Source organism: Chordicoccus furentiruminis (assembly GCF_019355395.1).
GTDB classification, from domain to species: domain Bacteria; phylum Bacillota; class Clostridia; order Lachnospirales; family Lachnospiraceae; genus Chordicoccus; species Chordicoccus furentiruminis.
In genome coordinates, this window is sequence record NZ_CP048829.1 from 1,205,870 (window position 1) to 1,231,252 (window position 25,383).

Here is a 25,383-nt window from a genome sequence, read left to right on the forward strand (position 1 = left end):
GAAAGTCGTATCAGAAAGGCATCTTCCACTTTATATATCTCACTTTTAAAAATAGTTTTATTTTACAGGGGTGTTCAAGTATGGCTTATACGATCGGTCTTGATTTTGGAACGCTTTCCTGCCGCGGCGTACTTGTAAGCTGCAGTACCGGAACGATTTTGGCAAGTGAAGTCTTTCCTTATCCGCACGGCGTCATGGATTCATTTTTGTGCGGCAGCGGCGAGCGCCTGCCTTCCAACTGGGCACTGGAACACCCGAAGGATTATACGGACGCATTAACTGCTGTCATCCCTGCCCTTATGCGCGCATCATCTGTTCCTTCCTCCGCCGTCACGGGGATCGGGATCGATTTTACTTCCTGCACAGTGCTTCCTGTTGATCAGAACGCAGTACCGCTCTGCATGAAGCGCGAATTCGTGGATCACCGCAATGCTTATGTCAAGCTCTGGAAACACCACGGTGCTCAGGAATATGCCGATCGGATCAACGCTTATCTCGAAGAGTCCGGACAGTTAAAAGACCCGAGATTCGGGGGGCGCATTTCTTCCGAACTCTTCCTTCCCAAGATCATGGAGACACTGGAAGAAGATCCTGCTGTTTATAACGCAGCAGATGCCTTCATCGAAGCCGGGGACTGGCTTACACGTCTCCTGACCGGAAGCAAAAGCCGAAGCTGTTCGATGGCCGGATACAAGGCTTGGTGGAACGAGCGTGACGGATACCCTGATGTCCGTTTTTATCGCCACTTCAATCCTGAGCTGTACTCACTTCCGCAGAAAATGAGCGGACCGGTCATCGAAATCGGACAAAGTTCGGGCTGTCTGACGACAGAATGGGCAGACAGACTTGGATTGACAGCTGGAATCGCTGTCGCTCCGGCCGTCATCGATTCTCACGCCGGCGTTCCAGGGAGCGGCGTCAGCAGAAAAGAGCAGGCTATGCTGGTTCTCGGCACTTCCAGCGTGCTGATCGGATTCAGCGACCGTCCGTACTCTGAAGAGGGTATCATAGGAAATGTCCGCAGCGCGATCATACCCGGATACTACGGTCTGGAATCCGGTCTGGCCGCCGTCGGCGACTTATTCGAATGGTTTGTCAGTCAGACCCGCAGCCCTGAAAGCAATAGGGGAAATGAAATCCCCGAAAACAGTCTCATTCACCAGCTTCTCAGTCAGAAAGCCTCCGAAAAAGCCGCCGGGCAGGGTGGTCTTCTGGCGCTGGACTGGTGGAACGGAAATAAAACGCCCTTCGTGGACAGCAGTCTCACAGGTTCCGTTATTGGATACTCTCTCCAGACAAAACCGGAAGATATCTACCGGGCCATGATCGAAGCAACCGCTTACGGAACAAGAAGGATTCTTGAACTGTATGAATCCCAGGGTCTTCGGATCGATGAGCTTGTCTGCAGCGGCGGCATCACGAAGAAGAATCCTTTCGTCATGCAGACCTATTCGGATATACTCGGGAAAAAGCTGAAAATTGCCGGAAGCTCACAAGCCGCGGCTCTTGGATCAGCTATCTACGCCTCACTCTCTGCCGGTGTCTACAGCGACTACGCTTCATCCGTCACGCATATGAGCCGTATTGATTCAGCCGAATATGTGCCTGACGAGCGCAGTCGAAAAGTGTACGATGAATTGTATTCAATCTATAAGGATTACAGCATGATCATGGGAGACACGCACCGTGATATTCTGATGCGGCTGAATCATCTGAAGGCCGGATTACACTGACTTGAACCGGGGCCTCGTTCCGGGCGGCAGATGCTCGGATTTCCGAAAGTGCATTCTAAAATGGCGTTTCGCACAGATATCTGCCCCCGCTTCGGTTGGAGGGAACGGCCTTTCCTTGGATATCCCTTTCGGGTCTGTTATAATCATGATAACACTCATGGGGATGCTTCAGGCAAGGGCGCCTGCTCAGTTGCTTTCCGTAAAGGAAACCTTTCGGCAAAACTTTGGAATGCACGGAATCCTCTCATCATGCCGGGGCAGCAGAGGACAGGGTTATGGGACTAAGCAACGTTGCTGTTAAAAAAGCAAACAAAAATAACGTTTACAGGTTCCTTCTGGCGAACGGCACCGTATCCAAAAATGATATTGCCAGAGAATTGGGACTGACTGTTCCAACAATTGCCAGCGCCTTGAACGAGCTGCTCGACGCCGGGCTTGCAAAGGCAGACGGCACGCTGGAGTCAAGAGGCGGCAGAAAGTCCGTCGGCTACACCTGCGTGCCGCAGGCCCGCTATGCAATCGGGGTGAATATCACCAGAAAATATCTGGACTTTGCCGTTGTGGATCTGACAATGCATCCGGTGTATCAGCATCATCAGAAGTTCGAGATCCACGATAACGAGGAATCCTACCAGCAGCTGAAATATATGATCTCCGACGTCATTCTGGAATCCCGTGTAAATCAGAATGACATCCTGGGAATTGCCTATGCCATCCCGGCCATTACAGATGGAACCGGAACCAGGATCTTCGGCATGCATGAGGAACTGGATCTTTCATGGTCGTTTTACAACATTTCAAAGAACTGGTTCCCCTTTCCTTCCATGCTCAGACGTGAGGCCCTGTGTTCTGCGTTTGCCGCCATTAACAAAATGTCCCTGACCGGAACCACCGTCTATATGAATATTGCTCCTTCTGTCGGAGGCGCACTGATCTACAACGGGTCGCATGTGAGCCTCGGTATGAACTGCAGAACAGGCGAAATCGGCCATATAACGCTTGTGCCTGGCGGAAAGCCTTGTTACTGCGGACGAAAAGGATGCGTCAACGCCTATTGTTCCACCGACAATCTTACGTCTTATACAAACGGCGATCTTCACGCCTTCTTCGAGCTGCTTGATCAGGGTGATACCCGCTGCAGGGCTTTATGGGAAACATACACGGATTATCTTTCCATCACCGTACACAACCTGATGACGGCATTTGACCACAAAATCGTAATCGGCGGCCCTATAGCCGAATTTTTGGAGCCTCATCTGGATGAGGTCAGAGAGAAAGTAGAAAAAACAGACCCCTATCTGAAGGGAATGAACTATCTCAGATGCTGTGGAATGCATGATTCGGAGGCAATCGGAGCTGCCGGAATCTATATCGAGCGGTTTCTGAAATCCGTCTGAATAGATTGCTTCAAGGCAAAACGAGCCGCCTCTTCCGCCAGACGGCTTAACCTGCAAATTGCCTTTCCCTCTTTTGAATCGTCACCGCGCCAGCGCCTCCAGCAGTTCGGCCGTCCGGACCATTTCCCGGACGGAGACCGTCTCCCTTACGGTATGCGCGTTGAAGTAGCCGCATGAGATCACGAGTCCGGGGATACCGGCCACAGCGAGGCGATTGTTGTCGCTTCCGCCGAAGGTGCTGACCGTTTTCGGCTTGAGTCCGATAGTGCGGCAGGCCTCGCGGAACCGCCGGACGATGCAGCTGTCATCCCCGACCCTGAAAGAGGGGAAATTCACGTCCCAGCGGAGTTCCGCCGTCGCCCCCGCCTTCTCCGCCTCCTCTCGGAATACGGATTCCGCCTGCCGTTCAAACGCTTCCGCTGTTTCAGCGGAGCGGCTTCGGAGCTCGCCTTCCATCCTGACCCGGTCCGGAACAATATTCTTTGCCGTTCCGCCGGCGATCTTCCCGATATTGAAGGTCGTATCGGCATCGATTCTCCCGCTGGGAAGACGCGAGACAGCCGCCGCGGCCGCCGCGATGGCATGGATGCCGTCCTCCGGGCGGAACCCCGCGTGGGCGCTGCGTCCCCTGACTTCCGCATAGAAGGAGACGATCACCGGCGCACTCAGGGAGGCTGTCCCGGCCGGACCGTCCAGATCGACGACGTACGCTTCCTTCGCCCGGATCCGGCTGAAATCAAAGTGCCGCGAGCCGCGGCAGTACGGCTCCTCCGCCGCCGTGAACAGAAGCTCCAGCTCCCGGTGCGGGATCTTCTCTTCCTCAAGCGACATGACAGCCTCCAGAATTTCCGCAATGGCCGCTCCGTCGTCGCCGCCGAGCACAGTGGTGCCGTCGGAGGTCAGCATATCCTCTCTGACGCCGGCATGCGGCCGTTCCTTTTCCTTCCCTTCTTCATCGTCCGGCCGCTCTTCGTCCGCCCGGTGCAGAACCGCCTTTCGTCCGTTTCCCGGGGCGACCGTATCCAGATGGGCGGCAAACAGGACAGGTGCGCCGGGCAGCACGCCCGGGACCCGCACCAGCAGATTGCCGGACGGGTCGGCGGGCCGCCCGCTTTCCGGATGGCTTCGTTCCCATTCCGCTCTGAGCGCTTCTGCCGCGTCGTCCTCCTCCGCCGTCATTCCCATCGCGGCGAACCGCTCCTTCAGCGCGTCCGCGATCTTTCTCTCATGGTAGGATTCCGCGTCAAACCGTGTCAGCCAGAGAAAAGTTTCCGTCAGTCTGTCCGCCCGTATCATGGTCCTCTGTCCTCCGTTTCGCGTTTCTGTTTGCCCGGCGCTTACGGCTGCGTGCCGCCCCCAGTTCGTCCGTACACCGATTCGATCCGTCCGCAATGCCGTCTGTTTCATCCAGTCCTCTCCAGAACGTCCGCTCCGGCTCGCTCCGCCGGCCCGCAGGATTCTCCCTTCCCCGTTCCGTGTATCGGTCTCCCCCGGCACGCCGTCCTGTCCGCGTTTCTGTGGTCCGGCGTCCTGATCTCATTCAGATGTTTCCGCCGTCGGCGACTTCGTTTTCCGTATTCGTCAGGATGATCGCCTCCCGGTCAGCCAGATCGCCGAGCGCATAGAGCTCATTTCCTTCCCGGTCAAGATATCCGGCCGGCACGATCCGGTTGCATTTCTCCGGCTGATCCCGGACGGCAAGAATCCCCGTTTCCTCCGGAGCATCGGGCTCATAGTAAGGGTCAAACATCCGGAAACCTTCCCGGCACGTTCCTGTCAGAAGAACATAATGCGGCTCCTCCAGCCAGAGACGGACAACCACGGCGCTTCCCTCCTGCAGCGCGGTCCGGATCGCTCCGTCCGGCCGCAGATTCACGTCTGCTCCCCTCAGATAGCGGCAGAACACCGGCAGCTGGCCGCTGGTTCCGAAATTATTGTACCAGTTGCTCAGGAACATCATCGCCATATAGGAGGTTCCCTCCTTGCCGCAGATCCCGTCGCGCCCGTGCCGGTCCATACAGAACAGCATCGTCTCCCGGACAATTTCCGGCGGAATCTGCTCCCGTTCAAAGAGGTACGCCAGCGCGTTGAGCATGGACGTCGGGCCGCAGTCATACTCGGTCAGCTGATAATGCAGAGGATTTTTCATCGCGTCCGCCTCATTTCCCTTTTATCTTATATGAATTATAGGAATCCATCATTTCCCTGTCAATATGCTTTTCCCGGCGGACCTGAGCCAATATCCGTTTTCCGTCCGGACCATCTTGCGGGAAGCGCATGGCTCCGCCCTGCCTTTCCGGCAATGGGTTCTGCATCGCCGCGATGGCACGCATCCGGACTGCGCGTCTTTTGCTCCCTTCGACGTTCCGCATATCCGGGTCCGGGTCCGTTTCTTCGTCTGATGGATCAATTTTGGTTCGTATTCGGTTTTTATATGGACTTTTTACGGTGTGTATGGCACCATAAGATCACAGAGCAAGTACAGTTCGAAGGATCATAGGGACGTATGGACGAAGCAGCGGAAATGCCGTCTCACGGTCCGCTGCACGGTGAAAGCGCAAAGTGCAGGAAAGGGAGGTACCGCATGACAATCGAAGAGATGAAAAAACGGAAAAAGGAGCTTGGTTATTCAAACGAACGGCTGTCCGCGATCTCCGGCGTGCCGGCCGGAACCATCCGGAAAATCTTCAGCGGAGAAACGGCGTCTCCGCGATATGACACGGTTCAGGCCCTTACAAAGGCTCTCTCTCCGGAAGGAAGTCAGGACCGCCCCGAAATGTCCCGCGTGCAGGAACCGGAACCGGCATATCGGATCCGCACGTCGTCGGCCGCCTGCGCGGACAAGACGGTCGCGGATTACGAGGCGCTTCCGGAAGATGCCCGCGTCGAACTGATCGACGGCGTCTTTTACGATATGGGCGCTCCGACCACCATTCACCAGCTGATCGACGGAGAAATCTATTATCAGCTGAAAACCTGCATCTCCGGCAAGGGCGGGTCCTGCATGCCGTTCGTCTCCCCGGTCGACGTCCAGCTCGACCGTGACAACCGGACCATGGTGCAGCCGGACGTCCTGCTGGTATGCGACCGCAGCCGGATCACGCGGGCGCGGATCGTCGGCGCGCCCGATTTCGTCGTCGAAATCGTGTCCGAGCGGCATGTGGTCACAGATGTCCTGATCAAGCTCGGAAAATACAAAATGGCCGGTGTCCGCGAGTACTGGATCGTCTTTCCTGCCGAGCGCGTGGTACTGGCCTACCGTTTTGAGCGGTCGGACACGCCGGATCTCTATTCCTTCGAAGACGAGATCCCCGTTGAGGTGCTGGACGGCGGCTGCCGTATCCGCTTCAGCGAGATCAGCCGCCTGATCGAGGACATCTATCCGGAATAACCGCAGGAGTCGTCTTCTCAGAATCTCACGACAATCGTCGTGCCGACGCCGACCTCGCTTGTCAGCTGGATCTTCGCGTGGTGCAGCTCCGCCACATGCTTCACGATCGACAGGCCGAGGCCGGTGCCGCCCGTCTGACGCGAGCGGCTCTTGTCGACCCGGTAGAACCGCTCGAAGACGCGTTCCTGCTGCTCTTTCGGGATGCCGATGCCGTTGTCTGCGACCGTCAGAACCGGATGGTCGTCCTGACGCTCGACGGATATGTTGACATAGCCGTCCTTCCGGTTGTAGCGGATCGCGTTCTCTCCGAGGTTGTAGATCAGGTCGCGGATCATGTCCCGGTTCCCGCGCATCCGGCACGGCTCGCCGCGGTAGGCCAGCGTCAGTCCGGCCCGCTCGGCGTTCATCCTGAGTTCCTCGACGCACTGGGAGGCGAGCTCGTCAAGATCGATCAGCTCGTAGCCGTTCTCGGCGTCGATGGTCTCATCCTCCTCGTTTCGCTCGCTGATGCTCCGGTTCTGGACCGACGTGCTCCGGTCCAGCTCGGTGAGACGGATGATATCGTTGATCAGCTTCAGCAGGCGGCTTGCATTCTTATGAATATCAACCGCGACCGCCTTCGCCCGCTCCCCTTCCACCATTCCGTTCTCAATCAGCTCGGAATAGCCGGTGATAGCGGTCAGCGGCGTCTTCAGCTCGTGGGAGACGTTGGCCGTGAAATCCTGACGCATCTTCGCGCCCTCGAGGATCCGGTCGTGCTGCGCGCGGATCGTCTTGAGAAGCGGACGGAGCTCCGGGTAGTCCGAGACATCCTCGATCGCCGGATCATCCATGTGGGCCACGATCCGGATGATCGGGGCCATAATCTGACGGCTCAGAAAATGCGTGAGCAGAACCGCCGCCGTCACGAGCAGAACGAGAATCAGCAGAATCATCGGCATCGCACTGAAAAACAGGGAAGCCAGACTCCGGGCGTCCTGCGCGATCCGAAGCACCGTGCCGTCCGACATCCGCAGGGCGAAGTAGTAGGTGCTGACGCCCAGCGTGTCCGAACCCCGGACGGCCTCTCCCTCGCCGTCGTCGAGTGCCTCCTTCACCTCAGGCCGGTCGGAATGGTTCTCCATCGTCGCCGGATCCGCCTCGTTGTCGAGAAGAACCGTGCCGTCCGCCGCGATCCATGTGACCCTCTCCTTCACGCGGACGTTCCGGAAATCGCTGACGCTGGCGTCCCGGAAATCCTCCAGTTCCTCCAGAAGAAGCGCGGTCTGCCGCATATCATCGCGGATCTGTACACGAAAAAGGTGATAGTATACGCCGGTCATGGCAACGGCTGTGATCAGAATCGCGATGACGGTGAGTCCGATGACTCTGGAATTGATTCTCCGGTTCATTGGCAGACATACCCCACTCCGCGGACGGTCTTGATCTGAGAAGATGCGCTGCCCAGCTTCTGGCGCAGCGTCTTGATGTGCATATCGACCGTCCGTGTCTCGCCCTCAAAATCCGTATCCCATACATTCCGGAGAATGGAATCCCGCGAGAGGACGATCCCCTGATTCTCGAGAAGGAATCTCAACAGCTCAAACTCGCGGTTCGTCAGCTCGACCGTCTCGCCCTCCCCGGCGGCGCTGTCGCCCGAGAGGACAGGCTTATCCGTGACATACACACGGTGCCGTTCAATATCCATCCGGATGCAGCCGGAGGTCAGGATCGTCTCCGTCATTTCCCCCGGTTCGCTGCGCCGCAGCAGGGCCCGCACCCGCGAGATCAGCTCCATAACGGAAAAAGGCTTGCAGATATAGTCGTCCGCGCCGTTGTCGAGGCCGCGCAGCATATCGATTTCCGCCGTCTTCGCCGTCACCATGATGACGGGGAGACGGTGGTACTTCCGATCCGCGCGCAGTTCGCGGACAATCTGATCCCCGTTCTTATCGGGGAGCATGACATCGAGGAGAACCAGATCCGGCTGCTTCTCGCCGATCGCCTTCATGAAGCTCTCCGCGTCGCCGAAACAGGCCGTCTCGTGGCCGCTGCTCCGCATCGCGATATTTTCCACCTCCTGAATATCCGTATCATCCTCCACAATATAGATGAGACTCATCGCTTCATTCCTCTCCTCAGTCTGTGCGCCGGATCGAGCCGCCGGTTCCCGCGGCGCAGCCGAACGGACCGGGTTGATCTGCAAAAAGAAAAGTAAGCGGCAGACGTCACGTCTCCCGCCTTTTCCATTCAGTATAGCAGATTCCCGAAAGCCGTAATAGTCCCGTAACCCGGATTTTTCCGCCAGACATTCCGTTTTCCGCGCTCCCGAACCCGCTTTCCGAAACGTCCTTTCCGGCTGCCTCATTGAACCGGACGAGTCCACACGCAGCAGCCTCCGTTTCTCCCCTGCGTCTCAGACCGCCGTTTCCTTTTCCCGCTGATCATTGTTCGCATAGATAACCCATTCGGCGACATTCGTCGCGTGATCCCCGATCCGCTCGAAATACTTGGCGACCATCAGCAGATCGGCGGCCTCCTCCGCGTCTTCGGCTCCTTCGCGGATCTGCTTGACGATCTGGCCTCTTGCCTTCAGAAAAAGCTCGTCAATCACGTCGTCATAGGCGATGACCTTGCGCGCCTCCTCCTGGTCGTGATCGACGAAGGACTGGATCGCGCGGATCAGCATCGAGGTCGTCTCGGTCGCCATCTGAGAGATGAAGGTCAGATGCGGCTGATAAGAGGTGTTCGCGATCAGCTCCGTGATCTCGGATATATCGGAGGCGTGGTCACCGATCCGCTCAAGATCCGTCACCATATTCATCGCGGCTGTGATCGTCCGCAGATCCCGGGCCACCGGCTGCTGCTGGATCAGCAGATCGAAGCAGAGATCCTGAATCTTCTTCTGCTCCGCGTCAATGCTGCTGTCATCCTCCATGATCCGCTCCGCTGCCTTCGTATCGCCCTTGGACAATGCCGCAACCGCCCTCTCGATCGCATTCTCCACCATCGTGCTCATATTGACCAGCTCATTGTTGAGCTGCTTCAGCTGGCCGTCAAACGTTCTTCTCATCTCAGCCAAACCTCCCTGTGATATAGTCCTCGGTTCTCTTATCCTTCGGATAGGAGAAAAGCTCTTTTGTCGGCCCCTTCTCGATCACCTCGCCCACCAGGAAAAACGCGGTGTCGTCGGCCACCCGGGCTGCCTGCTGCATGTTGTGCGTGACGACGGCAACAGTATACTTCTTTTTAAGATCCTCCATCAGCTCCTCCACCTTGAGAGTGGAGATCGGGTCCAGCGCCGAGGTCGGCTCGTCCATCAGCAGCACCTCCGGCTCCACGGCCAGCGCGCGGGCGATGCAGAGACGCTGCTGCTGACCGCCGGAGAGCCCCAGCGCTGATTTCTTCAGACGGTCCTTCACCTCATCGAAAATCGCCGCGCCTTTTAAGCTCCGCTCGACGATCTCATCGAGCCGCGCCCGGTCTTTGATGCCGTGCACTCTCGGGCCGTAGGCAATGTTGTCATAGATGCTCATCGGGAACGGATTCGGCTGCTGGAAGACCATGCCGACCTTCTTGCGGAGAAGTGTCGTGTCCACATTGCTGCCGTAGATATCCTCCCCGTCGAGATCCACCCTGCCGGTGATCTTCACGCCGTCCACCAGATCGTTCATCCGGTTGAGTGTGCGCAGGAAGGTAGACTTCCCGCAGCCGGACGGGCCGATGAAGGCCGTGACCGCGCGATTCCGGATCTTCATGCTGACGTTCTTCAGCGCATGATTTTCGCCGTAGTACAGGTTCAGATTCGTGACGCTGATCTTGGTATTGCTCTCGTTTTCCATTTTATCCTATTCCTCCCGGTTATCCCGGGCCGTGCGTCTCCGCCGGTTCTTCGCGCTCAGGCCATCCGTGACAGATCAAACTTCTTCGTCAGATACCGGGCCAGCAGATTGATCGCCAGCACGATCACGAGCAGCACCACCGCACTGCCGAAGGCGATATTATACTGGCCCTTCGACATGCTCAGATACAGCTCGATCGTCAGTGTCCCGCCGGATTCCATCGTCTTCGTGAAGAGATTCGTGATGCCGTGGGGCAGCAGCTTCGCACTGCCCGCCGTGAACAGCAGGGCCGCAGACTCACCGACGATCCGCCCGATCGCGAGGATCACACCGGTCAGAATACCGGGCATCGCGGACGGAATCAGAATCGTATGAATCAGATGCCATTTGCCCGCGCCCAGCCCGATCGCACCCTGGCGGTACGAATCCGGAACAGTGCGGAGCGCTTCCTGCGTATTTCTCGTGATCAGCGGCAGCACCATCAGCACCAGCGTCAGCGCGCCGGTCCAGAGGCTGTAGCCCAGCTTCAGCGTCTGACCGAAAAAGACCATTCCGAAAAGGCCGAAGATGATCGAGGGGATGCCTGCCAGTGTCTCTGTCGCAAATTCAATCGCCGTCACCAGCTTTCCGGGCTTCGCATACTCGTTCAGATAAACCGCCGCACCAAGTCCGATCGGCGTCGCGATCATCATCGTCATCACGATGATGTAGAGCGTGTTGACGATGTTGCCCGCGATCCCCACGGTGCCCTTCAGTTGCGAAGTCACTGATGTCAGGAAGGACCAGTTCACCACGCTCACGCCCTTCACCAGCACATAGCCGATGATGCCGACGAGGATCGCGACGGCCAGGCCGGCTGACGCGTAGATCGCCGCCATGAGCGCATTGTCCTTCGGATGAATTTTCCTGTGTGTGATTTTCCGTTCGACCGGAAGATCGACCGCCAGTGCGGCGCCGTCCGTCATCATGTCTCCGTTTTTCATCTTATCTCCTCACGCCTCCGCGGTTTCTTTCTTTACCAGCTTCGTCAGCACCATATTGATGATCATGATGAAGACGAACAGGACGAGTCCGATGGAAAACAGCACTTCTCTGTGAAGCCCCTCCGCATAGCCCATCTCGCTGACGATCGCAGTGGTCAGGAAGCGGACGGAATTGAACGGGAGCGGAATGTTCACCGAGTTGCCGGATACAAGACAGATCGCCATCGCCTCGCCCAGCGCGCGGCCGATGCCGAGAACGACGCCGCTCAGGATGCCGGACTTCGCCGCCGGGATCAGCACCTTGAAGATCGTCTGCATCTTCGTCGCGCCCAGCGCGAGGGAGGAAGACTTCAGGTAGGACGGAACCGCCCTGAGAGACGAGGTGCTGATGTTGATCACGGTGGGCAAAATCATAATGGCCAGCACGATCACGGCTGAAAGAAGATTTGCCCCTCCGGTAAACTGATGTGTTGTGGAACCGGCATACACCTTCTTCTCAATTCCGTACATCCACGGGTTGAGAACCATCAGGCCGATCAGTCCGTAGATCACCGACGGAATCGCCGCGAGCAGCTCGACGGCCGGCTGCACGACGTTCGCCAGCCGCTTCGGCGCCACCTCGACAATGAACACCGCGGTCAGAATCCCGATCGGAACGCCGATCAGAACCGAAAGACCGGTGCCGACGATGGACGTCAGGATGATATTCAGAATCCCGAATTTCGGGTTCGCCGCCGTCGGCTGCCATTCGGTTCCGAACAGGAGGTTCGGAATACCAACCTTGATCGCGCCCGGGAGCCCCTTCAGAATCATGTACATTGTGATGCAGAGCACGGCGAGGATCGCCGCGGCCGCACAGGCCGTGAAGACCGTCTTCCAAACGGTCTCCTTCGCGCTTCCGGCGCGATGGGCGGCTACGATCGTGATGCCGCCGTCCGCTGCGCACCCCGCCGCAGCTGCGGACGCCTGTCCGTTCGTTCCGCCCGCTTCAGCGCGTACTGCTGTCTGTTCATTCTTCATGCTTATCCCTGCTCTCCGATCTCATTCCCGTCGGAATGAAGAAAGGTACGGAAACCGGGGATCCGGCCTCCGTACCCTTCGCTTTCGATATCCTGTTACTGCGCAGATGCCGCGGAAGAAGCGGCGTCAGAGGAAGCCTCTGCCGTCTCCGCGCCGGAAGCGGTCTCCGCGCCGTCCTTCGGTATGATCAGGCCGACTGACTTGATGACCTTCTGGCCTTCATCCGACTTGAGGTAGGCAAAGAATGCCTGCACCGGCTTACTCTGCTTGCTGATCTCGCCCATCGTGCCCATGACGAACGGTCTCTGAAGAAGGTACTTGCCGGCCAGAATGTTCTCCTCGTTCGCCGCGACATCGTCGATGGTCAGCGCGGTCACCGTATCGTCGATGACATCCAGAGAGACATAGCCGATCGCGCCCGGCGTCGCGACCACCTTCGCCATCACAGCGCCGGTGGAGTCCAGCTCGCTGGCGTACTTGCACTTGTCCTGAAGCTCAAGCAGCTCCTCGAACGCGGATCTCGTGCCGGATCCGGCCTCTCTGCCGATCACGACGATCGCTTCGTCGTCGCCGCCCAGATCCTTCCAGTTGGTGATCTCGCCGGAATAGATCTTCTTCAGATCGTCCGCGGAGACGTTCTTCACCTTGTTGTCCTTGTCCGTGATCACGCCGATGCCGTCGATGGCGACGACGTTCTCCACGATGCCGGCCTTCTTCTCATCATCGCTCAGCGCGCGGGATGCATTTCCGATATCGACGGAACCGGCCTCCAGCGACTCGATGCCCGCGGAAGAACCCGTGAATTCCGCCGTGACAGTGACATTCGGATACTTCTCCATGAACGCTTCCTGCAGCGCGCTGGCCAGCTTCTCCATCGAGGTGCTGCCCGCCATGGCGACCTTGCCGCTCATATTCTCATCGAAGCTCTCCGCCGCCGAATCCGCCGCAAAGGCCGTGCAGCCCATCGTGGCCGTCATCGCAACTGCAAGGGTGATGCCTGTCATCGTTTTCCACATTGTCATATTCTTCCTCTTTCTGTAATCGTCTGTGTTCATCCGCCGTCAGGCTCGTCCTGCGGCTCCTTTTCGTTTCCTCCCGATTACAGAAATCATCATAGGGGAGGCGTGTAAAATTCAATACCAGCGGACTGTAAAATCGGCGTAAAAAATCCCGCCGCAAAACAGCCTCCTGCTGCTTCACGGCGGGATCAGATCCCGTTGACTGTATGATGTGCAGCGGCATATCGCCGGATGAGATCCGCCCCCTGTCGTCCTCACTCGGCGTTCCGCCTTCTTACGACGGCATACGGCGCTCCGCGTCTTACGACGCGTACCGGTTCGTCTCCGCGCCGCCGGCATGCACCCGCTCGAACTCCCGCAGAATACTCTTCTCTCTCTCCGTCAGATTTTTCGGCACTCCGATCCGGACCGTCACATACTGATCGCCTCTCTCCGACGGCCGGTTGACTCTCTGGATTCCGCGGCCGTGCAGACGGATCTTGCTGCCCGACTGGACGCCGGCCGGCACCCGGCAGACGACGTCGCCGTACAGCGTATGCACGGTGGCCTGACCGCCCAGCGCCGCGGTCGTGAACGGAATCTCCGCCGTCGAATAGACATCTCTTCCCTTGCGCGTGAAGGCCGCGTCCGGCTCGATATGAATTTCAATCAGAAGGTCGCCCTTCGATCCGTCGGAGCCGACACGTCCTTTCCCTTTCAGCCGGATACTCTTGCCGTTGTCGATGCCAGCCGGAATTTTCACCTTCAGCGACTGTCTGCTCCCGTCGCCGCGGTCAAGCTGGATCACTTTCTCGGCGCCCAGCGCCGCGTCCCGGAAGCTGACGGAGAGCGACGCCCGCATCGTCAGATCCTCCGGCCGCCGCGCGCCGCTGCCCGCATTGCTGAAGCCGCCGAAGCCATTGCCGCCGAAACCGCCGTCCGCATACTCTCCGTACATATTGCCGCCCGCGGAAGAGCTGCCGAATCCGCGGAACCCGCCAAAGCCGCCCGACGAGGACCGCCTGCCTCCGAATGCATTTCCGAAAATGCTGTTGAAGAGGTCCTCCGCGTCCTGACCGTCGAAATGGAAGGACTGGTACTGGCCGCCGTTCCCTCCGAAGCCCGACGCACGGCCTCCCTGACCAAACCCGCTGAAGCCGCTCTGGCCCGCGGCGTTCGCGTACGCCTCCGGATTTCCGCTCTCGAAGGCCGCCATGCCGAACTGATCATATATCTTTCTCTTCTTCGGATCCGAAAGCACGGCGTACGCCTCGCCTACCTCCTTGAATTTCCGCTCGGCGGCCTTGTCGCCCGGGTTCGTATCCGGATGGTATTTCTTCGCAAGCTTCCGGTAGGCGGATTTCAATTTTTTCGCGTCGGCATTCCTGTCCACGCCAAGCACTTCATAATAATCCTGTTTCATCTTCATTCCACCTCCATCAGGCATTTGTAAACACAGAGACTCACTCGTTTCGTTCACTATGTTCTACTCGAAATATAACACCGGGTTGTATACAAGTCAAGCCGCAGAATATGCAAAACTGACGAAATTTCATCCGTCATTCAGCGCCATTCCGTGCTTTTCCACTGTTTTTCGGGGAAAAATCATCCCGGAGTGCTTCGGTGCGCAGGACGGCGGCGGTGAAAAATGATTGAGACGCATTTTGAAATATGGTAGGCTGGTATTGGATTCCGGCAAGGAAGGAGGGTCAGATGATAACTGAAAGACAAAAAAACAAGACTATATTTGCGTCTCATTCGCTGCATGCGGCGGGACGTGCCGCGGCGCTGGGACTGAGCTCAGTCCTCCTGATGACAGCCTGCCCGCTGACCGCGCGGGCCGATGAAGACGTTGCCTATGAACAACGGGTTCTGTTCTATGACTACGCCGCCTATACGCTGCTTCCGACATACGGGTATGCATCTCACGAGAACAGCAGCCGGACCATCACCGGCGCAGAAGCCTGGCGAACGGACAATCCGACCCGCTGCTGGGACACACGGACGGGGCTTGTCAGCGCGCTCTGCCTCGACATGAATCAGGACGGCATCCCGGAGATGCTGGTCACACGGATGGCGAAGGATTCCTCGGAAGCCGAAGATCCCGCCCCGAATGCGATGTACGCGACGGTCTACACCGTGGATGACAGCTGGTCAAAGGTCATCGAAAAAGACACCCGGGAACTTTTCACCGACAACAACGCGTCCTTCACCCACGCGACCGGATCCGTTCTCACGCTGAACGGGCGCGAGTATCTGGTCGTGGAGCAGATCCGCAACTCCTACTTCGGCGATAACGCCTCGGCGGTCTATGACTTCTACAGCTATGACGGCTCGAAGCTCCGGAAGTATTTCACCGTCGGAAAGACAGACGGCGGAAGCAGCGGCATCGCCTACAAGCTCGTCACATGGAACCGTGACGGCTCTTCGGACCGCACGCTGCTCTGGGCGGATCCCGACTACCTCGGCGAAAACGGCGGCCGGCCGGTCAATGACGAGGATATCGGCGGCGCCATCGAATCTGGCTTCGCGATGCTGGATCTGGATCCGGCAGCCCGGGTGGAATACGAAAACGCCGACTGGACGCTCTTCGGAGACGAGGCCGACGCGTTCCTCACTTATTACGAAACAGAAGACGTGAAATCGGTGTTTCTCTATGACGCCAGCGGAGCCGGTGACAGCACGGCACGGGACATGGTCATTCAGTTGAACGACTCCACCGCTCTTGCCGGTCATATCGCGAAACGCGGCATCGACGTGAATCAGTATCTGAACGGCGCGGTGCCGGAGGCGACGCCCGACAGCGCAGCGGACCGCACGATGTCCGACCGTGATTTCATCTTCCCGGACAGCGCGGACCGGCGTCTGACAAAGGACGACATCGCCGGCAAGTCATGGGACGAGCTGCGCCGCGGCATCAATGAGATCTACGCACGGGACGGCTACAGTTTCCATACGCCGGAGATCCGTTCCTTCTTCGAACAGTTCGGCTGGTATGAGGCGCTCTTCAGCGATCAGAACGAGGTCTACGACAATATGACCGAAACGGAGCAGCGCAACGTCGATTTCCTCAATCAGTATGTGAAGGCCCGGAATTCCGGGAGCAGCGCGGATCTTCCGGAGGATTATGATGACGACATCAGCGAGGCGGACGTAGTCGGATAAATCGGCAAAAAACGGAACGGCGGCTGCCGTTCCGTTTTTTTGTCTCTGTTCTGTTCTGAAACCGCGTCATCCGGCCGATGAGGCAGAAGCCGCTGATGAGACGGCAGGCGCTTCAGCCGACGTGACAGCGGACTCCGCGCCGGAGGCCGCATCCGCCTCCCGAATCGTGATGCTGCTGATCACCGGCTGCTGATCCGCCGGGATCGTTCCATTACTGTCCGTGGGCTTCGCGTCCCTGCAGATCCTGTCCACGATATCCATCCCCTTCGTGACAAAGCCGAAGGCCGCGTACTGACCGTTGAGATAGGTGCTGTCGCTCTGGACAATGAAGAACTGGGAGCTGGCGCTGTCCTTGTCGCCCGAACGCGCCATCGAGATCGCGCCGCGCACATGGGACAGACGGTTTTCCACTCCGTTTTCGCTGAACTCGCCCTTGATCGTCTTGTCGGATCCTCCGGACCCGTCTCCGTTCGGATCGCCGCCCTGGATCATGAACCCGTCGATGATCCGGTGGAAGGTCAGCCCGTTGTAGAATCCCTTGTTGGCCAGTTTGATGAAATTCGCGACGGAGATCGGCGCGTCATTGCCCGCCAGCGCCACCGTCACGGTTCCGTAATCCTTGATTTTGATATCCGCGTAAGCGGTCGCCTCGATATCGTCCGCGCTGGTCGCCAGCTTCGCGGATGCAGCTGTCGCTTCCGCTCCGGAGGCCGATTCCGTATCCGGAACGCTTTCCGCGCCCGAGACCGCTGAAGCGCCGGACAGCGCCTCCGCCGCAGACGCCGCATCGCTCGCCGCCGTGCTCCCGGATGTCGCGGTGCTCGACGCGGCGGACGCCGTCTTCGATGACGCTGCCTCGCCGACCGCCGAAGCGATGATGGCGATCACGCCGACCAGTGCCGCGGCGATGCCGACGATGATCAGCACCTTCGCGCTGTTGTCCTTGTAGGTGCTCGTCTTTTTCTTTGGTGGTTTCCGTTTCAGTGATGAAGACATATCCGCTCTCTCCTCATTTTTTTAATCCGCCCGGACACGCCGGCCGGTGCGGTCCGGAGACCGCCGCGGCCGCGCCGTCAGCCCAGGGCTGTGCTCCCATTATAGCACAGGGAAGCCGAAAGTCGAGACTCGCGGAGCGGGACACAGATAAGTCACAGACTGCGGACACCGCTGAAAGAAGGCGGCTTCATGCTCATTCCGGATCAGGCCGAGCCGATTCCCGCAGTCAGCGAGATGTAGAGGTCGTACAGCGCCGAGCCCGTCCTCCCTTTCGCAGGATGCTCATCGTCGCGGATCTCCAGCATATAGGATCCGTAGCTGTTGATGATCTTCGTGCCGGACGGATGCTCCCTCTCTCTCCGGAACTCGCTTCCGTAACACTTGTGCACATGTCCATGCAGCATATACTTCGGATGCCACCGGTTCATCAGGTCATTGAAGCACGCAAACCCCTGATGCGGCCGGTCCGGAAGATCGCCGTAGCCCGCGGCCGGCGCATGTGCCACCAGCACATCAAAACCGTTCATCAGTGTGATCCGTTTCTGCAGCTTCCGGATCCGCTTTGCCATCTCTTCTTCGGTGTACTGATCCTTGCTGAAGTTGTAGCACATGCTTCCGCCAAGTCCGAGGATCCGCAGGCCCCGGTAATCATACACCCGGTCGTCGATATCGATGCAGCCCTGCGGCGCCCGGTAATCATACTGCGTGTCATGATTCCCCCGGACGTAGAGAAGCGGCCGGTTGATCATGGTCTCCAGAAACTCCAGATAAGCCGCGCTGAGATCTCCGCAGGAGATGATCAGCTCCACTCCGTTCACCCGCTCCCTGTCAAAATAATCCCAGAGCGCCTTCTCCGGCTCATCCGCCACCACCAGTATTTTCATCGTGTCTCCGATTCGCTCCCTGCCCGTTCTCCGCCGGGCACCGTCTGTTCCTTCTGCTCCGCTTCCACCGCCTGCACGCCGCTCACGGAGACTGTGATACGGGCCGTGTCCCGGAGTTCTTCCATCGTGGGAATCGCCCCGATCACATTGTCATTCAGCCAGTCCATCGTGATGATCTCCTCATTGGTGAGCCGGGGCGCGTCCGCCGTCTTGATGACGCCCTGCTGACTCCGGAGCTCGCCGTCGAAAGGATTGAGCGTGCCCGCGATCACCGCACCCTTCAGCGTCCGCATCAGCTTGCGGGAATAGTAGCTCAACTTCTCCGAGAAGATGACGTCGATCACGCCGGCGTCCATTCCCCACCAGTAGTTGAGAGCCTGATCCTTTCTCGCGAGATTCTTCGCCTCCCATGTGCCGTTTAGAATCGTGCGGATGATCAGCTCATAGTAGCGGCCCCAGTTCCAGACCGGCACGGCGAGGTTGCGGATCCGGCCGCCTTCGTCGTATTTGTAGATGCCGTACTCCCGCGACGCCGCCTCCGGCCGGATCAGATCCGGTCCCGAGAATACGCTGACGCCGTTCCGGTAAAAGGCCTCCCGCCAGTTGGAATCCTTCTTCGAGTCCCAGGACAGATAGAGTTTCGCGCGCGGATCCACCAGCGCCGCGCCGATCGCGAAGGCGTTGATGTTCGCGATCGTTCCGTAGATCGGGTAATCCGCCCGGTAGCCGATCCGGTGGTTGTCCGCCAGTGAGGCCGCCAGCGACCCCATCAGAAACTTGGCCTCGTACATCCTCCCGTAATACGTGCGCACCGCGTTATGCGAAAGATTGATCGAGCAGTTCATGAATTTCACGTCAGGATGGTCGATCGCCGCCTTCAGCGTCTGGGTCATCTGAGCGGGCGAGGTCGTGATGATCAGGTCGTTTTCGTCCGCGCAGGCCGCGTCAATCACCCTCGCAAATGACGCGTCCGTCACCACGTCGTCGTAGCGGATTGTCTCGACGACGCCCGGGTACGTCTGCTCCAGCTGATTTCGTCCCAGCTCATGCCCGTAGATCCATGCAGATTTCTCCGGCGACTTGTCGTAGATAAAGGCAATCCGCAGCGGATGGCGTTCGGAGTACACCGTCTGCCCCCGCAGCATCGAGAGAAGTCCGGTCGGCGAAGCGGCGGCCGGCGCCGCCTGCTCAATCCCGGCGATCGCCTGAGGACGGTCCACCAGCGTGATCTTCTTGTCATCCTGCTGATTCTCCACGAGAAGCTCATTCCAGATCCGGTCCATCTGGATGGCAATCTCGCTCCTGGAAGAGTTCAGCAGGTCATCGATCCGGTAGATCGTGAGATAGACCAGAAACGCGTCGGCGGCCGTGATCTTCAGCTTGCCGCCCGATTTGCTCTGGAAAACCTGATCAAAGTACGTATAGGCAGAGCGCAGCGTCTGCACCGCGTCCTCCCGCCATTGATGAACAAGGTCCTGCCCCAGCAGTTCCGCCAGCTTCGCGTAGCTCCCCTCCTCCGTGAAACCGATCTCATACAGAGGACAGACATTGTAGAAGTCGAGGAACTCGTAATAAATCTTCACGTCCTTCTCGTCCGACCGTTTCGGAAGCACGCGGGTCACATCCGCCATAATCAGCGGCATATGAAGATATTTCATCACCGAGACGCGCTTGTTTCCTTCCTGAACGTAGAACCGGCGCATGTATTCATAGGCCTTGATCGGGTCGCGGATCCCTTCTGTCATCTGCGCGTCGTACAGGTTGCTCCACTTGACGGCAAACTCCGAGTTGGCTGACAGAATCGGCATAAATCCGTTTGAAAAAGCATTCTGCCGCCCCGCCGTCCGGGTTCCCGCCACCATCTCCAGCGGTACCTCCGCGAGTCCCACCGGATATTCCGACAGTCCTGCCTCCACCAGATCATCCAGCGCCGGCGGATACGGGTACTGCCCCTGCGCCACCGCGCGATGAACCTGCCTTTCCCCGATCCGCTTCGCCTTCAGATAATCGTCCAACATGCCGCGCTCTCCTTCCGCTGTCTCCGCGTCTTCATCACAGCCAGTGTATCATCTCCGTCAAAAAAGAGGAAGAAGGCATCCGTCCGGATTCCCTCTTCCTCTTCTTTCAACCGTCAGTCCCCGTAGCCGTCCGGATTCTTCGTCTGCCAGTTCCAGGCGTCGCGGCACATATCCTCGATATTCTTCTCCGCCTTCCATCCCAGAATCTTCTCCGCCTTGGACGGATCCGAGTAGCAGGTCGCGATGTCGCCCGGCCGGCGCGGGTCGATGACGTAGGGCAGCCTCTTTCCGCAGGCCTTCTCGAACGCATGGATGATATCCAGCACGCTGTAGCCGACGCCCGTTCCGAGGTTGAAGACATTGACGCCGTCCATCTTTTCCATACCCTCGATCGCCTTCACATGACCCTTCGCGAGATCTACGACGTGGATGTAGTCCCGGACGCCGGTCCCGTCCGGCGTATCGTAATCGTCGCCGAATACATGCACCTTCTCAAGCTTGCCGCTGGCCACCTGCGCCACATAAGGAAGCAGGTTGTTCGGGATTCCCTTCGGATCCTCTCCGATAAGTCCGCTCGCATGCGCGCCGATCGGGTTGAAGTAGCGGAGCAGCATCACCTTCCACTCCGGGTCGCTCTTCCAGATATCCGTCAGAATCCGCTCCTGCATCGACTTCGTCGCGCCGTACGGATTCGTCGTCTCGCCGAGAGGGCACTCCTCCGTGATCGGAACAAACGCGGGATCGCCGTAGACGGTCGCCGAGCTGGAGAACACGAAGGATTTGCATCCATGCCGGCGCATGACATCGCAGAGCGTCAGCGTCGATTCCAGATTGTTATGGTAGTACTCGATCGGCTTCCGGGTCGATTCTCCCACAGCCTTATATCCGGCGAAATGAATCACCGCGTCAATCTTCTCCCTGTCAAAAAGGTCCGTCAGCGCTTCGCGGTCCAGCACATCGATCGGATAGAAAGCCGGTCTCCGGCCTGTAATCGTCTCGATGCGGTCGACGACCAGCGCTTTCGAATTGTAAAGGTTATCCGCGATCACCACATCATAGCCCGCATTCAGCAGTTCCACCACGGTATGGCTTCCGATGAATCCCGTGCCGCCGGTTACCAGAATCTTCATACTGCAATCCCTCCTTGTCCGCTGATGGTGCCGGATGGGCGGCACCCCTCTTTTCGGTACCATCATGCCCGAAAACCTGCCTGATAGCAATATGCATTTGATGAGAGTATATGTAAAAATGTTTCACTCAAGACTGCAGCTCCGGAAACCGGGCGCCGGCCCGCTTCCGGAATGACCGTTCGCAGGCGGCATAGTCCGCCGTCCCCCCGATGAAAGGCGCCATCTCTTCCTGAAAGAGCGCGTCCAGCATTCCGTCATAGACGGCAGCCGCGCTCTTCCTGCTGCCCAGCGCATCCGCCTGCCCGGTCAGCAGCTTCCGCGTATTCTGTCCTCCGCAGAGCGTCGAGCGGTATCCCTCCGCCATCGTCTCCATGACGCCGCGCGCGTTGACAAAATCACCGGACCCGGAGGCCCGCGCCATGAGCGTATCCGGATCCAGTGTCAGCGTCCGGATCAGTTCCGCGTCCGCCTCCGGATTATCCGTTCCGGCCGCACAGGCGATCCAGACGCCGCCTTTCAGCCAGACCGACGGCCCCTTCACCATTCCGAAGGCCGCTTCGTTCCCGTCCATGCGTCCGCCGGCTGCCGCGTCCGGCTCCTCCGTCTGAAAAAGCGCGCTCTCTCCGAGCGCGCCCGTCCTGCGCCAGAGCGCCGCCGTCTCCGCCCATTCCTTCAGTGTATCCGGGATCTCGAGAGCCGGGCGTTCCGCCGTCTCATCCTTCACCCATCCCGACTCTCTCGCAGAGGAAAAAACCGGGAAGCTCTGTTCCGCCGTCTGAAAGAGCGGCACGCCGGCTGCGACCGCCTTTTCCGCCGTCTTTTTCAGCGCCGCGAAATCCTTCACGGCCTCCTGAACCGTCTCCGGTTCCCCGCTGCCCAGCACCCGCTTCGCCAGATCTCTCCGGTAGATCAGGGCGCCGGGCTCAAGCTCAAGCGCCGCGGCCTTAAGGCGGCCGGTTTCATCCTCCGCTGCCTCTGCCGCGAACGCGTACGAATCCTCAAAGGCATCCGGCACAATTCCCCTTTCCCCGTCCAGCGGCTCCGTCAGATCCGACCGGCAGTACTTCCGGAGCGAATCCGCGTCCAGAAGAACGAGATCCGCCCGGTCGTCCGCGGCCAGCGTCCCGTTCAGCGGAAGCGTCGCGTCCAGCCAGTCCTCGTATCCGCTTCCCTCGTCGGAGATAACCGTCCATCGGATCGGAAGCCCGCCGATCGAGGCGTTCCCTTCTTCGTCTTCCCGGTACGAAGGGACGCAGATCTTCATCGTCTCCGCGAGCGCGCTGTCCCATGTCACGATGTTGAGCACGCCGCCCTCCTCCGGGGACGGCGCCTCGGCAGATGAAAGAGAAGCCGCCGCCCGCGCCGGCCCCGCCGTCACGATCAGAGCCAGCGCACCTGCCAGCAGTCTGACTGCATATCTCATACGGTCTCCTCTCCGGCCCGGACACCCTGAATCCGGCATCCCCCGGGCCGTGTATCACTTCGCCTCCAGATTCATGAAGCAGCTCCCGACATTCTTCCGGAAATTTCTGAGCGCCTCCTCGTACGTAATCCTTCCGTCAATGTAGTCTTTCATCGCCGACTGAAAAAGATCATCGAGCTCGCTGTCATAGGAAGATCCCTTTGAGACGTCGATCTTCTTTCCGTTCCCGTCGAGAACGCCGTACGGATTCTGTCCGCCGAGGACGGACAGGCCGGCGTTTCCGTCCGCAGCCAGCGCGCGGATCACGGGCTTGCTGTTCACATCAAGCGCCGTTCCCTCCATCGCGCTCATCGAATCCTCATCCACGGTGAGCCGGCGGATGATCTGTGCGTCCAGCGTCAGATTGTCGGTTCCCCTTGCCGCCAGAAGATAGAGATCCCCGGATGTAAACGCCGACGGCCCCGCACAGACGGCCCATCCGCCCCCGGCAGCCACGCTCTGATCCCCGCTGTCTGCCACGGTGCTCTGAATGACATGCAGCGGCTCAAAATAGGCAAAGCATCCGCTGTCCGGCTGCAGTCCCTTTTTCCACTCGTCCGACCCGTACGCGTCCGTCGTGAGCTGCCCTGCGTCCGCATATGCCCTGCAGTCGTCGGCCCACTGCTTCAGCGACGCGTCCACACGGACGGTTCCGTCCGTCACCCACGGCGCGCCGCGGCGCGCCGCGTAAAGCGGATAAAGCTCGCCGGCGGTCTGCACCAGCCGGCTGCCTCCGTTTGAGAGCGCTCCGGCTGTCTGCTTCAGCGTGTCCAGATCCGTCACCTTCGAAGCGACGGCATCCGGATCATCCGTACCGAGCACCGATTTCGCGATGGCGCGGTTGTAGAGCATCAGGCCCACGTTCGCCTCGACGGCCGCGCCCCGGATCTGACCGTCTTCATCCGAAGCCGCATTCTTCGTGTAATTGTACTGGAACGCGAGTTCATCGTCCGTAAAGCCGAGTTCCTTCAGCGGAACCGCCACGTCCGCCCCGCTTCCGGTGTACTTTCTCAGATAACCGGTGGACGCGGTGAAGAGGTCGATCCGGTCATCGGGCAGATACCCTTCGTTGCTGAACAGCTGGCCGTCGACCTGGTTCTGATAGGAACCGTCCGCGTCGTCCAGAATCGTCCAGACGACCGTGACCGTCTGTCCGTCCGCGTCCGTCACGGTGCCGTGTGTGTCGTCCGTCGCTGTATAGCCGGGAAGATACGCGCCCACCAGATCCCGCACGGTCGTATCAGGAGTGAGAATCTGCAGCGTACCGCCCTCCGTCCCGGTGTTCTCCGCCGCTGAGACTCCCCCGCTGTCCGCCGCAGCGCACGGCGAAGCGGCGAGAACAGCGCCGCATATCAGACTGCAGATTGCTTTTCCGCGCATGACCGTCTCCTTTTCGTTCCTTATGCGCTGTCTCCTATTTCAGAAGGCATCTCCCGCCTCATGTTCCTTCTCAGCCTGTCTCCCCGTTTTCCTGCTCAGATTCCGCGGACGGAGAAGCAATCAGATCGTACCGGGTCCTTACATCCGCAAGAAACGACTTCCACGCGTCCTCATGCTCCACATAGTACTTCGGGCAGAGCTTTCCGGTCACGTCATAGTGACGGATCACATGGCCCGGCCCGATTTCGAACGCCTTGCAGAGAAAGGCGGTGAGGTCGACCGCTGAATCATAGGAAGCGTCGTTGAACTTTCCGTCCTCCCCCGGATGGCAGACCTCGATGGAGATCGTGTCGTGATTGCGCCACTTCGTCGCGTAGGACCACTCATCCGTCGGAATGCACTGAAGGATCTCACCCTTGAGTCCGACCACGAAATGAGCGCTCGCCGAGCGGCTTCCGTCCATAAGGCTCTCGAAGTAATCTCTGTTTTCCTTCGCCGTCGAACCGGCATTGCCGACGTAATGAATCACGATGTCCTCCACTCCGTCAAGCTTCGTGCCCGGCCTGGAATACGGATTCACCGTCAGAAAGTCTTTTGTGATCGTCGGCGCGCCGTTCCAGAAGGACGGATCATGGACACTCGCCTCCAGCAGCCTTTTCTCACGGCTGTCCGCCGAATCCGGCCTGCCTATACTCTCCGCACGCTCCGGCTCTGAACGGACGGACTCCACTGTCGGTTTCACACTGACCGTCTCCGGAACCGTCCGCACCTGTCCGGCGTCCCGGTTTCCGTAGAGCAGCGTATAAACGGCCAGTCCGGCCACTCCGGCCAGAATCAGAAATGTCATAATCAGCGCGATGATCAGTCCAAGCGAACCCTTCTTCCGCTTATTCTGCTTTTTCATTATTCAAATCCTTATGTATGCTTACGTAACAGTCTGCTGCCTCTTTCCCGAACCGAAGGCCGATCTGCCTCAGGCAGGTCCCGCCTCAGTCCGGCTCCCCC

At 58.8% G+C, this 25,383-nt stretch carries 23 protein-coding genes and 1 pseudogene; 5 read left to right on the forward strand and 19 right to left on the reverse strand.

What is annotated here, in order from left to right; genetic code table 11:
• Window positions 1-80 precede the first annotated feature (80 nt).
• Both G4C92_RS05675 and G4C92_RS05680 read left to right on the forward strand, forming a co-directional pair.
• The gene (locus G4C92_RS05675; RefSeq protein WP_274941614.1) at window positions 81-1,733 is read left to right on the forward strand and encodes a ribulokinase; all 1,653 of its coding nucleotides are present in this window, start codon (window positions 81-83) and stop codon (window positions 1,731-1,733) included.
• 275 nt (window positions 1,734-2,008) lie between these two features.
• On the forward strand, window positions 2,009-3,130 hold the full coding sequence (locus G4C92_RS05680) for an ROK family transcriptional regulator (RefSeq protein WP_274941615.1): 1,122 nt from the start codon (window positions 2,009-2,011) through the stop codon (window positions 3,128-3,130).
• Between the two features lie 81 nt (window positions 3,131-3,211).
• Here the strand turns inward: G4C92_RS05680 and G4C92_RS05685 are convergent, their stop codons facing one another.
• From G4C92_RS05685 to G4C92_RS05695, 3 genes are all read right to left on the reverse strand, one after another.
• Window positions 3,212-4,426, reverse strand: a complete 1,215-nt coding sequence (locus tag G4C92_RS05685; protein ID WP_274941616.1) for a M20/M25/M40 family metallo-hydrolase — start codon at window positions 4,424-4,426, stop codon at window positions 3,212-3,214.
• A gap of 244 nt (window positions 4,427-4,670) precedes the next feature.
• Window positions 4,671-5,279: a peptidase C39 gene (locus G4C92_RS05690; RefSeq protein ID WP_274941617.1), complete on the reverse strand. Its 609-nt coding sequence runs from the start codon at window positions 5,277-5,279 to the stop codon at window positions 4,671-4,673.
• A gap of 10 nt (window positions 5,280-5,289) precedes the next feature.
• Window positions 5,290-5,463 carry a hypothetical protein gene (locus tag G4C92_RS05695; RefSeq protein WP_274941618.1) on the reverse strand — a complete coding sequence of 58 codons (174 nt, stop codon included), beginning with the start codon at window positions 5,461-5,463 and terminating at the stop codon, window positions 5,290-5,292.
• Window positions 5,464-5,714: 251 nt separating this feature from the next.
• On the opposite strand from G4C92_RS05695, the gene G4C92_RS05700 reads away from it, so the two are divergent.
• Window positions 5,715-6,521 carry a Uma2 family endonuclease gene (locus G4C92_RS05700; protein ID WP_274941619.1) on the forward strand — a complete coding sequence of 269 codons (807 nt, stop codon included), beginning with the start codon at window positions 5,715-5,717 and terminating at the stop codon, window positions 6,519-6,521.
• 17 nt (window positions 6,522-6,538) lie between these two features.
• Here the strand turns inward: G4C92_RS05700 and G4C92_RS05705 are convergent, their stop codons facing one another.
• The 8 genes from G4C92_RS05705 to G4C92_RS05740 form a co-directional block, all read right to left on the reverse strand.
• Window positions 6,539-7,912 carry a sensor histidine kinase gene (locus G4C92_RS05705; protein WP_274941620.1) on the reverse strand — a complete coding sequence of 458 codons (1,374 nt, stop codon included), beginning with the start codon at window positions 7,910-7,912 and terminating at the stop codon, window positions 6,539-6,541.
• A complete protein-coding gene (locus tag G4C92_RS05710) occupies window positions 7,909-8,622 on the reverse strand; it encodes a response regulator transcription factor (protein ID WP_274941621.1) in 714 nt (237 codons plus the stop codon). The genes G4C92_RS05705 and G4C92_RS05710 overlap by 4 nt, the downstream gene beginning before the upstream one ends.
• A 294-nt stretch (window positions 8,623-8,916) precedes the next feature.
• A complete protein-coding gene (gene phoU / locus G4C92_RS05715) occupies window positions 8,917-9,573 on the reverse strand; it encodes a phosphate signaling complex protein PhoU (RefSeq protein WP_274941622.1) in 657 nt (218 codons plus the stop codon).
• 1 nt (window position 9,574) lies between these two features.
• Window positions 9,575-10,342, reverse strand: a complete 768-nt coding sequence (gene pstB, locus G4C92_RS05720; protein ID WP_274941623.1) for a phosphate ABC transporter ATP-binding protein PstB — start codon at window positions 10,340-10,342, stop codon at window positions 9,575-9,577.
• A 56-nt stretch (window positions 10,343-10,398) separates the two neighbouring features.
• Window positions 10,399-11,307 carry a phosphate ABC transporter permease PstA gene (gene pstA / locus G4C92_RS05725; protein ID WP_408611768.1) on the reverse strand — a complete coding sequence of 303 codons (909 nt, stop codon included), beginning with the start codon at window positions 11,305-11,307 and terminating at the stop codon, window positions 10,399-10,401.
• Window positions 11,308-11,334: 27 nt separating this feature from the next.
• Complete coding sequence (pstC, locus tag G4C92_RS05730; RefSeq protein ID WP_274941624.1) at window positions 11,335-12,345, reverse strand: phosphate ABC transporter permease subunit PstC; 1,011 nt, start codon at window positions 12,343-12,345, stop codon at window positions 11,335-11,337.
• Between the two features lie 95 nt (window positions 12,346-12,440).
• On the reverse strand, window positions 12,441-13,349 hold the full coding sequence (locus tag G4C92_RS05735) for a phosphate ABC transporter substrate-binding protein (RefSeq protein ID WP_408611769.1): 909 nt from the start codon (window positions 13,347-13,349) through the stop codon (window positions 12,441-12,443).
• A 316-nt stretch (window positions 13,350-13,665) separates the two neighbouring features.
• Window positions 13,666-14,772, reverse strand: coding sequence for a DnaJ C-terminal domain-containing protein (locus G4C92_RS05740; RefSeq protein ID WP_274941625.1), 1,107 nt, complete (start codon window positions 14,770-14,772; stop codon window positions 13,666-13,668).
• Between the two features lie 52 nt (window positions 14,773-14,824).
• On the opposite strand from G4C92_RS05740, the gene G4C92_RS05745 reads away from it, so the two are divergent.
• On the forward strand, window positions 14,825-14,995 hold the full coding sequence (locus tag G4C92_RS05745; protein WP_274941626.1) for a hypothetical protein: 171 nt from the start codon (window positions 14,825-14,827) through the stop codon (window positions 14,993-14,995).
• 61 nt (window positions 14,996-15,056) lie between these two features.
• Window positions 15,057-16,508 carry a YARHG domain-containing protein gene (locus tag G4C92_RS05750; RefSeq protein WP_274941627.1) on the forward strand — a complete coding sequence of 484 codons (1,452 nt, stop codon included), beginning with the start codon at window positions 15,057-15,059 and terminating at the stop codon, window positions 16,506-16,508.
• A gap of 156 nt (window positions 16,509-16,664) precedes the next feature.
• Here the strand turns inward: G4C92_RS05750 and G4C92_RS05755 are convergent.
• The 8 genes and pseudogenes from G4C92_RS05755 to G4C92_RS05790 form a co-directional block, all read right to left on the reverse strand.
• Window positions 16,665-17,384, reverse strand: a pseudogene (locus G4C92_RS05755) (peptidylprolyl isomerase); the annotation flags it as partial.
• A 323-nt stretch (window positions 17,385-17,707) separates the two neighbouring features.
• Complete coding sequence (locus G4C92_RS05760; protein ID WP_274941628.1) at window positions 17,708-18,388, reverse strand: metallophosphoesterase family protein; 681 nt, start codon at window positions 18,386-18,388, stop codon at window positions 17,708-17,710.
• Window positions 18,385-20,406, reverse strand: coding sequence for a BMP family ABC transporter substrate-binding protein (locus tag G4C92_RS05765; protein WP_274941629.1), 2,022 nt, complete (start codon window positions 20,404-20,406; stop codon window positions 18,385-18,387). The genes G4C92_RS05760 and G4C92_RS05765 overlap by 4 nt, the downstream gene beginning before the upstream one ends.
• Complete coding sequence (locus G4C92_RS05770) at window positions 20,388-20,516, reverse strand: hypothetical protein (protein ID WP_274941630.1); 129 nt, start codon at window positions 20,514-20,516, stop codon at window positions 20,388-20,390. The genes G4C92_RS05765 and G4C92_RS05770 overlap by 19 nt, the downstream gene beginning before the upstream one ends.
• Before the next feature lie 3 nt (window positions 20,517-20,519).
• Window positions 20,520-21,536, reverse strand: a complete 1,017-nt coding sequence (gene galE, locus G4C92_RS05775; protein ID WP_274941631.1) for a UDP-glucose 4-epimerase GalE — start codon at window positions 21,534-21,536, stop codon at window positions 20,520-20,522.
• Between the two features lie 127 nt (window positions 21,537-21,663).
• Complete coding sequence (locus G4C92_RS05780) at window positions 21,664-22,959, reverse strand: extracellular solute-binding protein (protein WP_274941632.1); 1,296 nt, start codon at window positions 22,957-22,959, stop codon at window positions 21,664-21,666.
• A gap of 54 nt (window positions 22,960-23,013) precedes the next feature.
• A complete protein-coding gene (locus G4C92_RS05785; RefSeq protein WP_274941633.1) occupies window positions 23,014-24,378 on the reverse strand; it encodes a type 2 periplasmic-binding domain-containing protein in 1,365 nt (454 codons plus the stop codon).
• A 70-nt stretch (window positions 24,379-24,448) separates the two neighbouring features.
• Window positions 24,449-25,282, reverse strand: a complete 834-nt coding sequence (locus G4C92_RS05790; protein ID WP_274941634.1) for a peptidoglycan recognition protein family protein — start codon at window positions 25,280-25,282, stop codon at window positions 24,449-24,451.
• Window positions 25,283-25,383 lie beyond the last annotated feature (101 nt).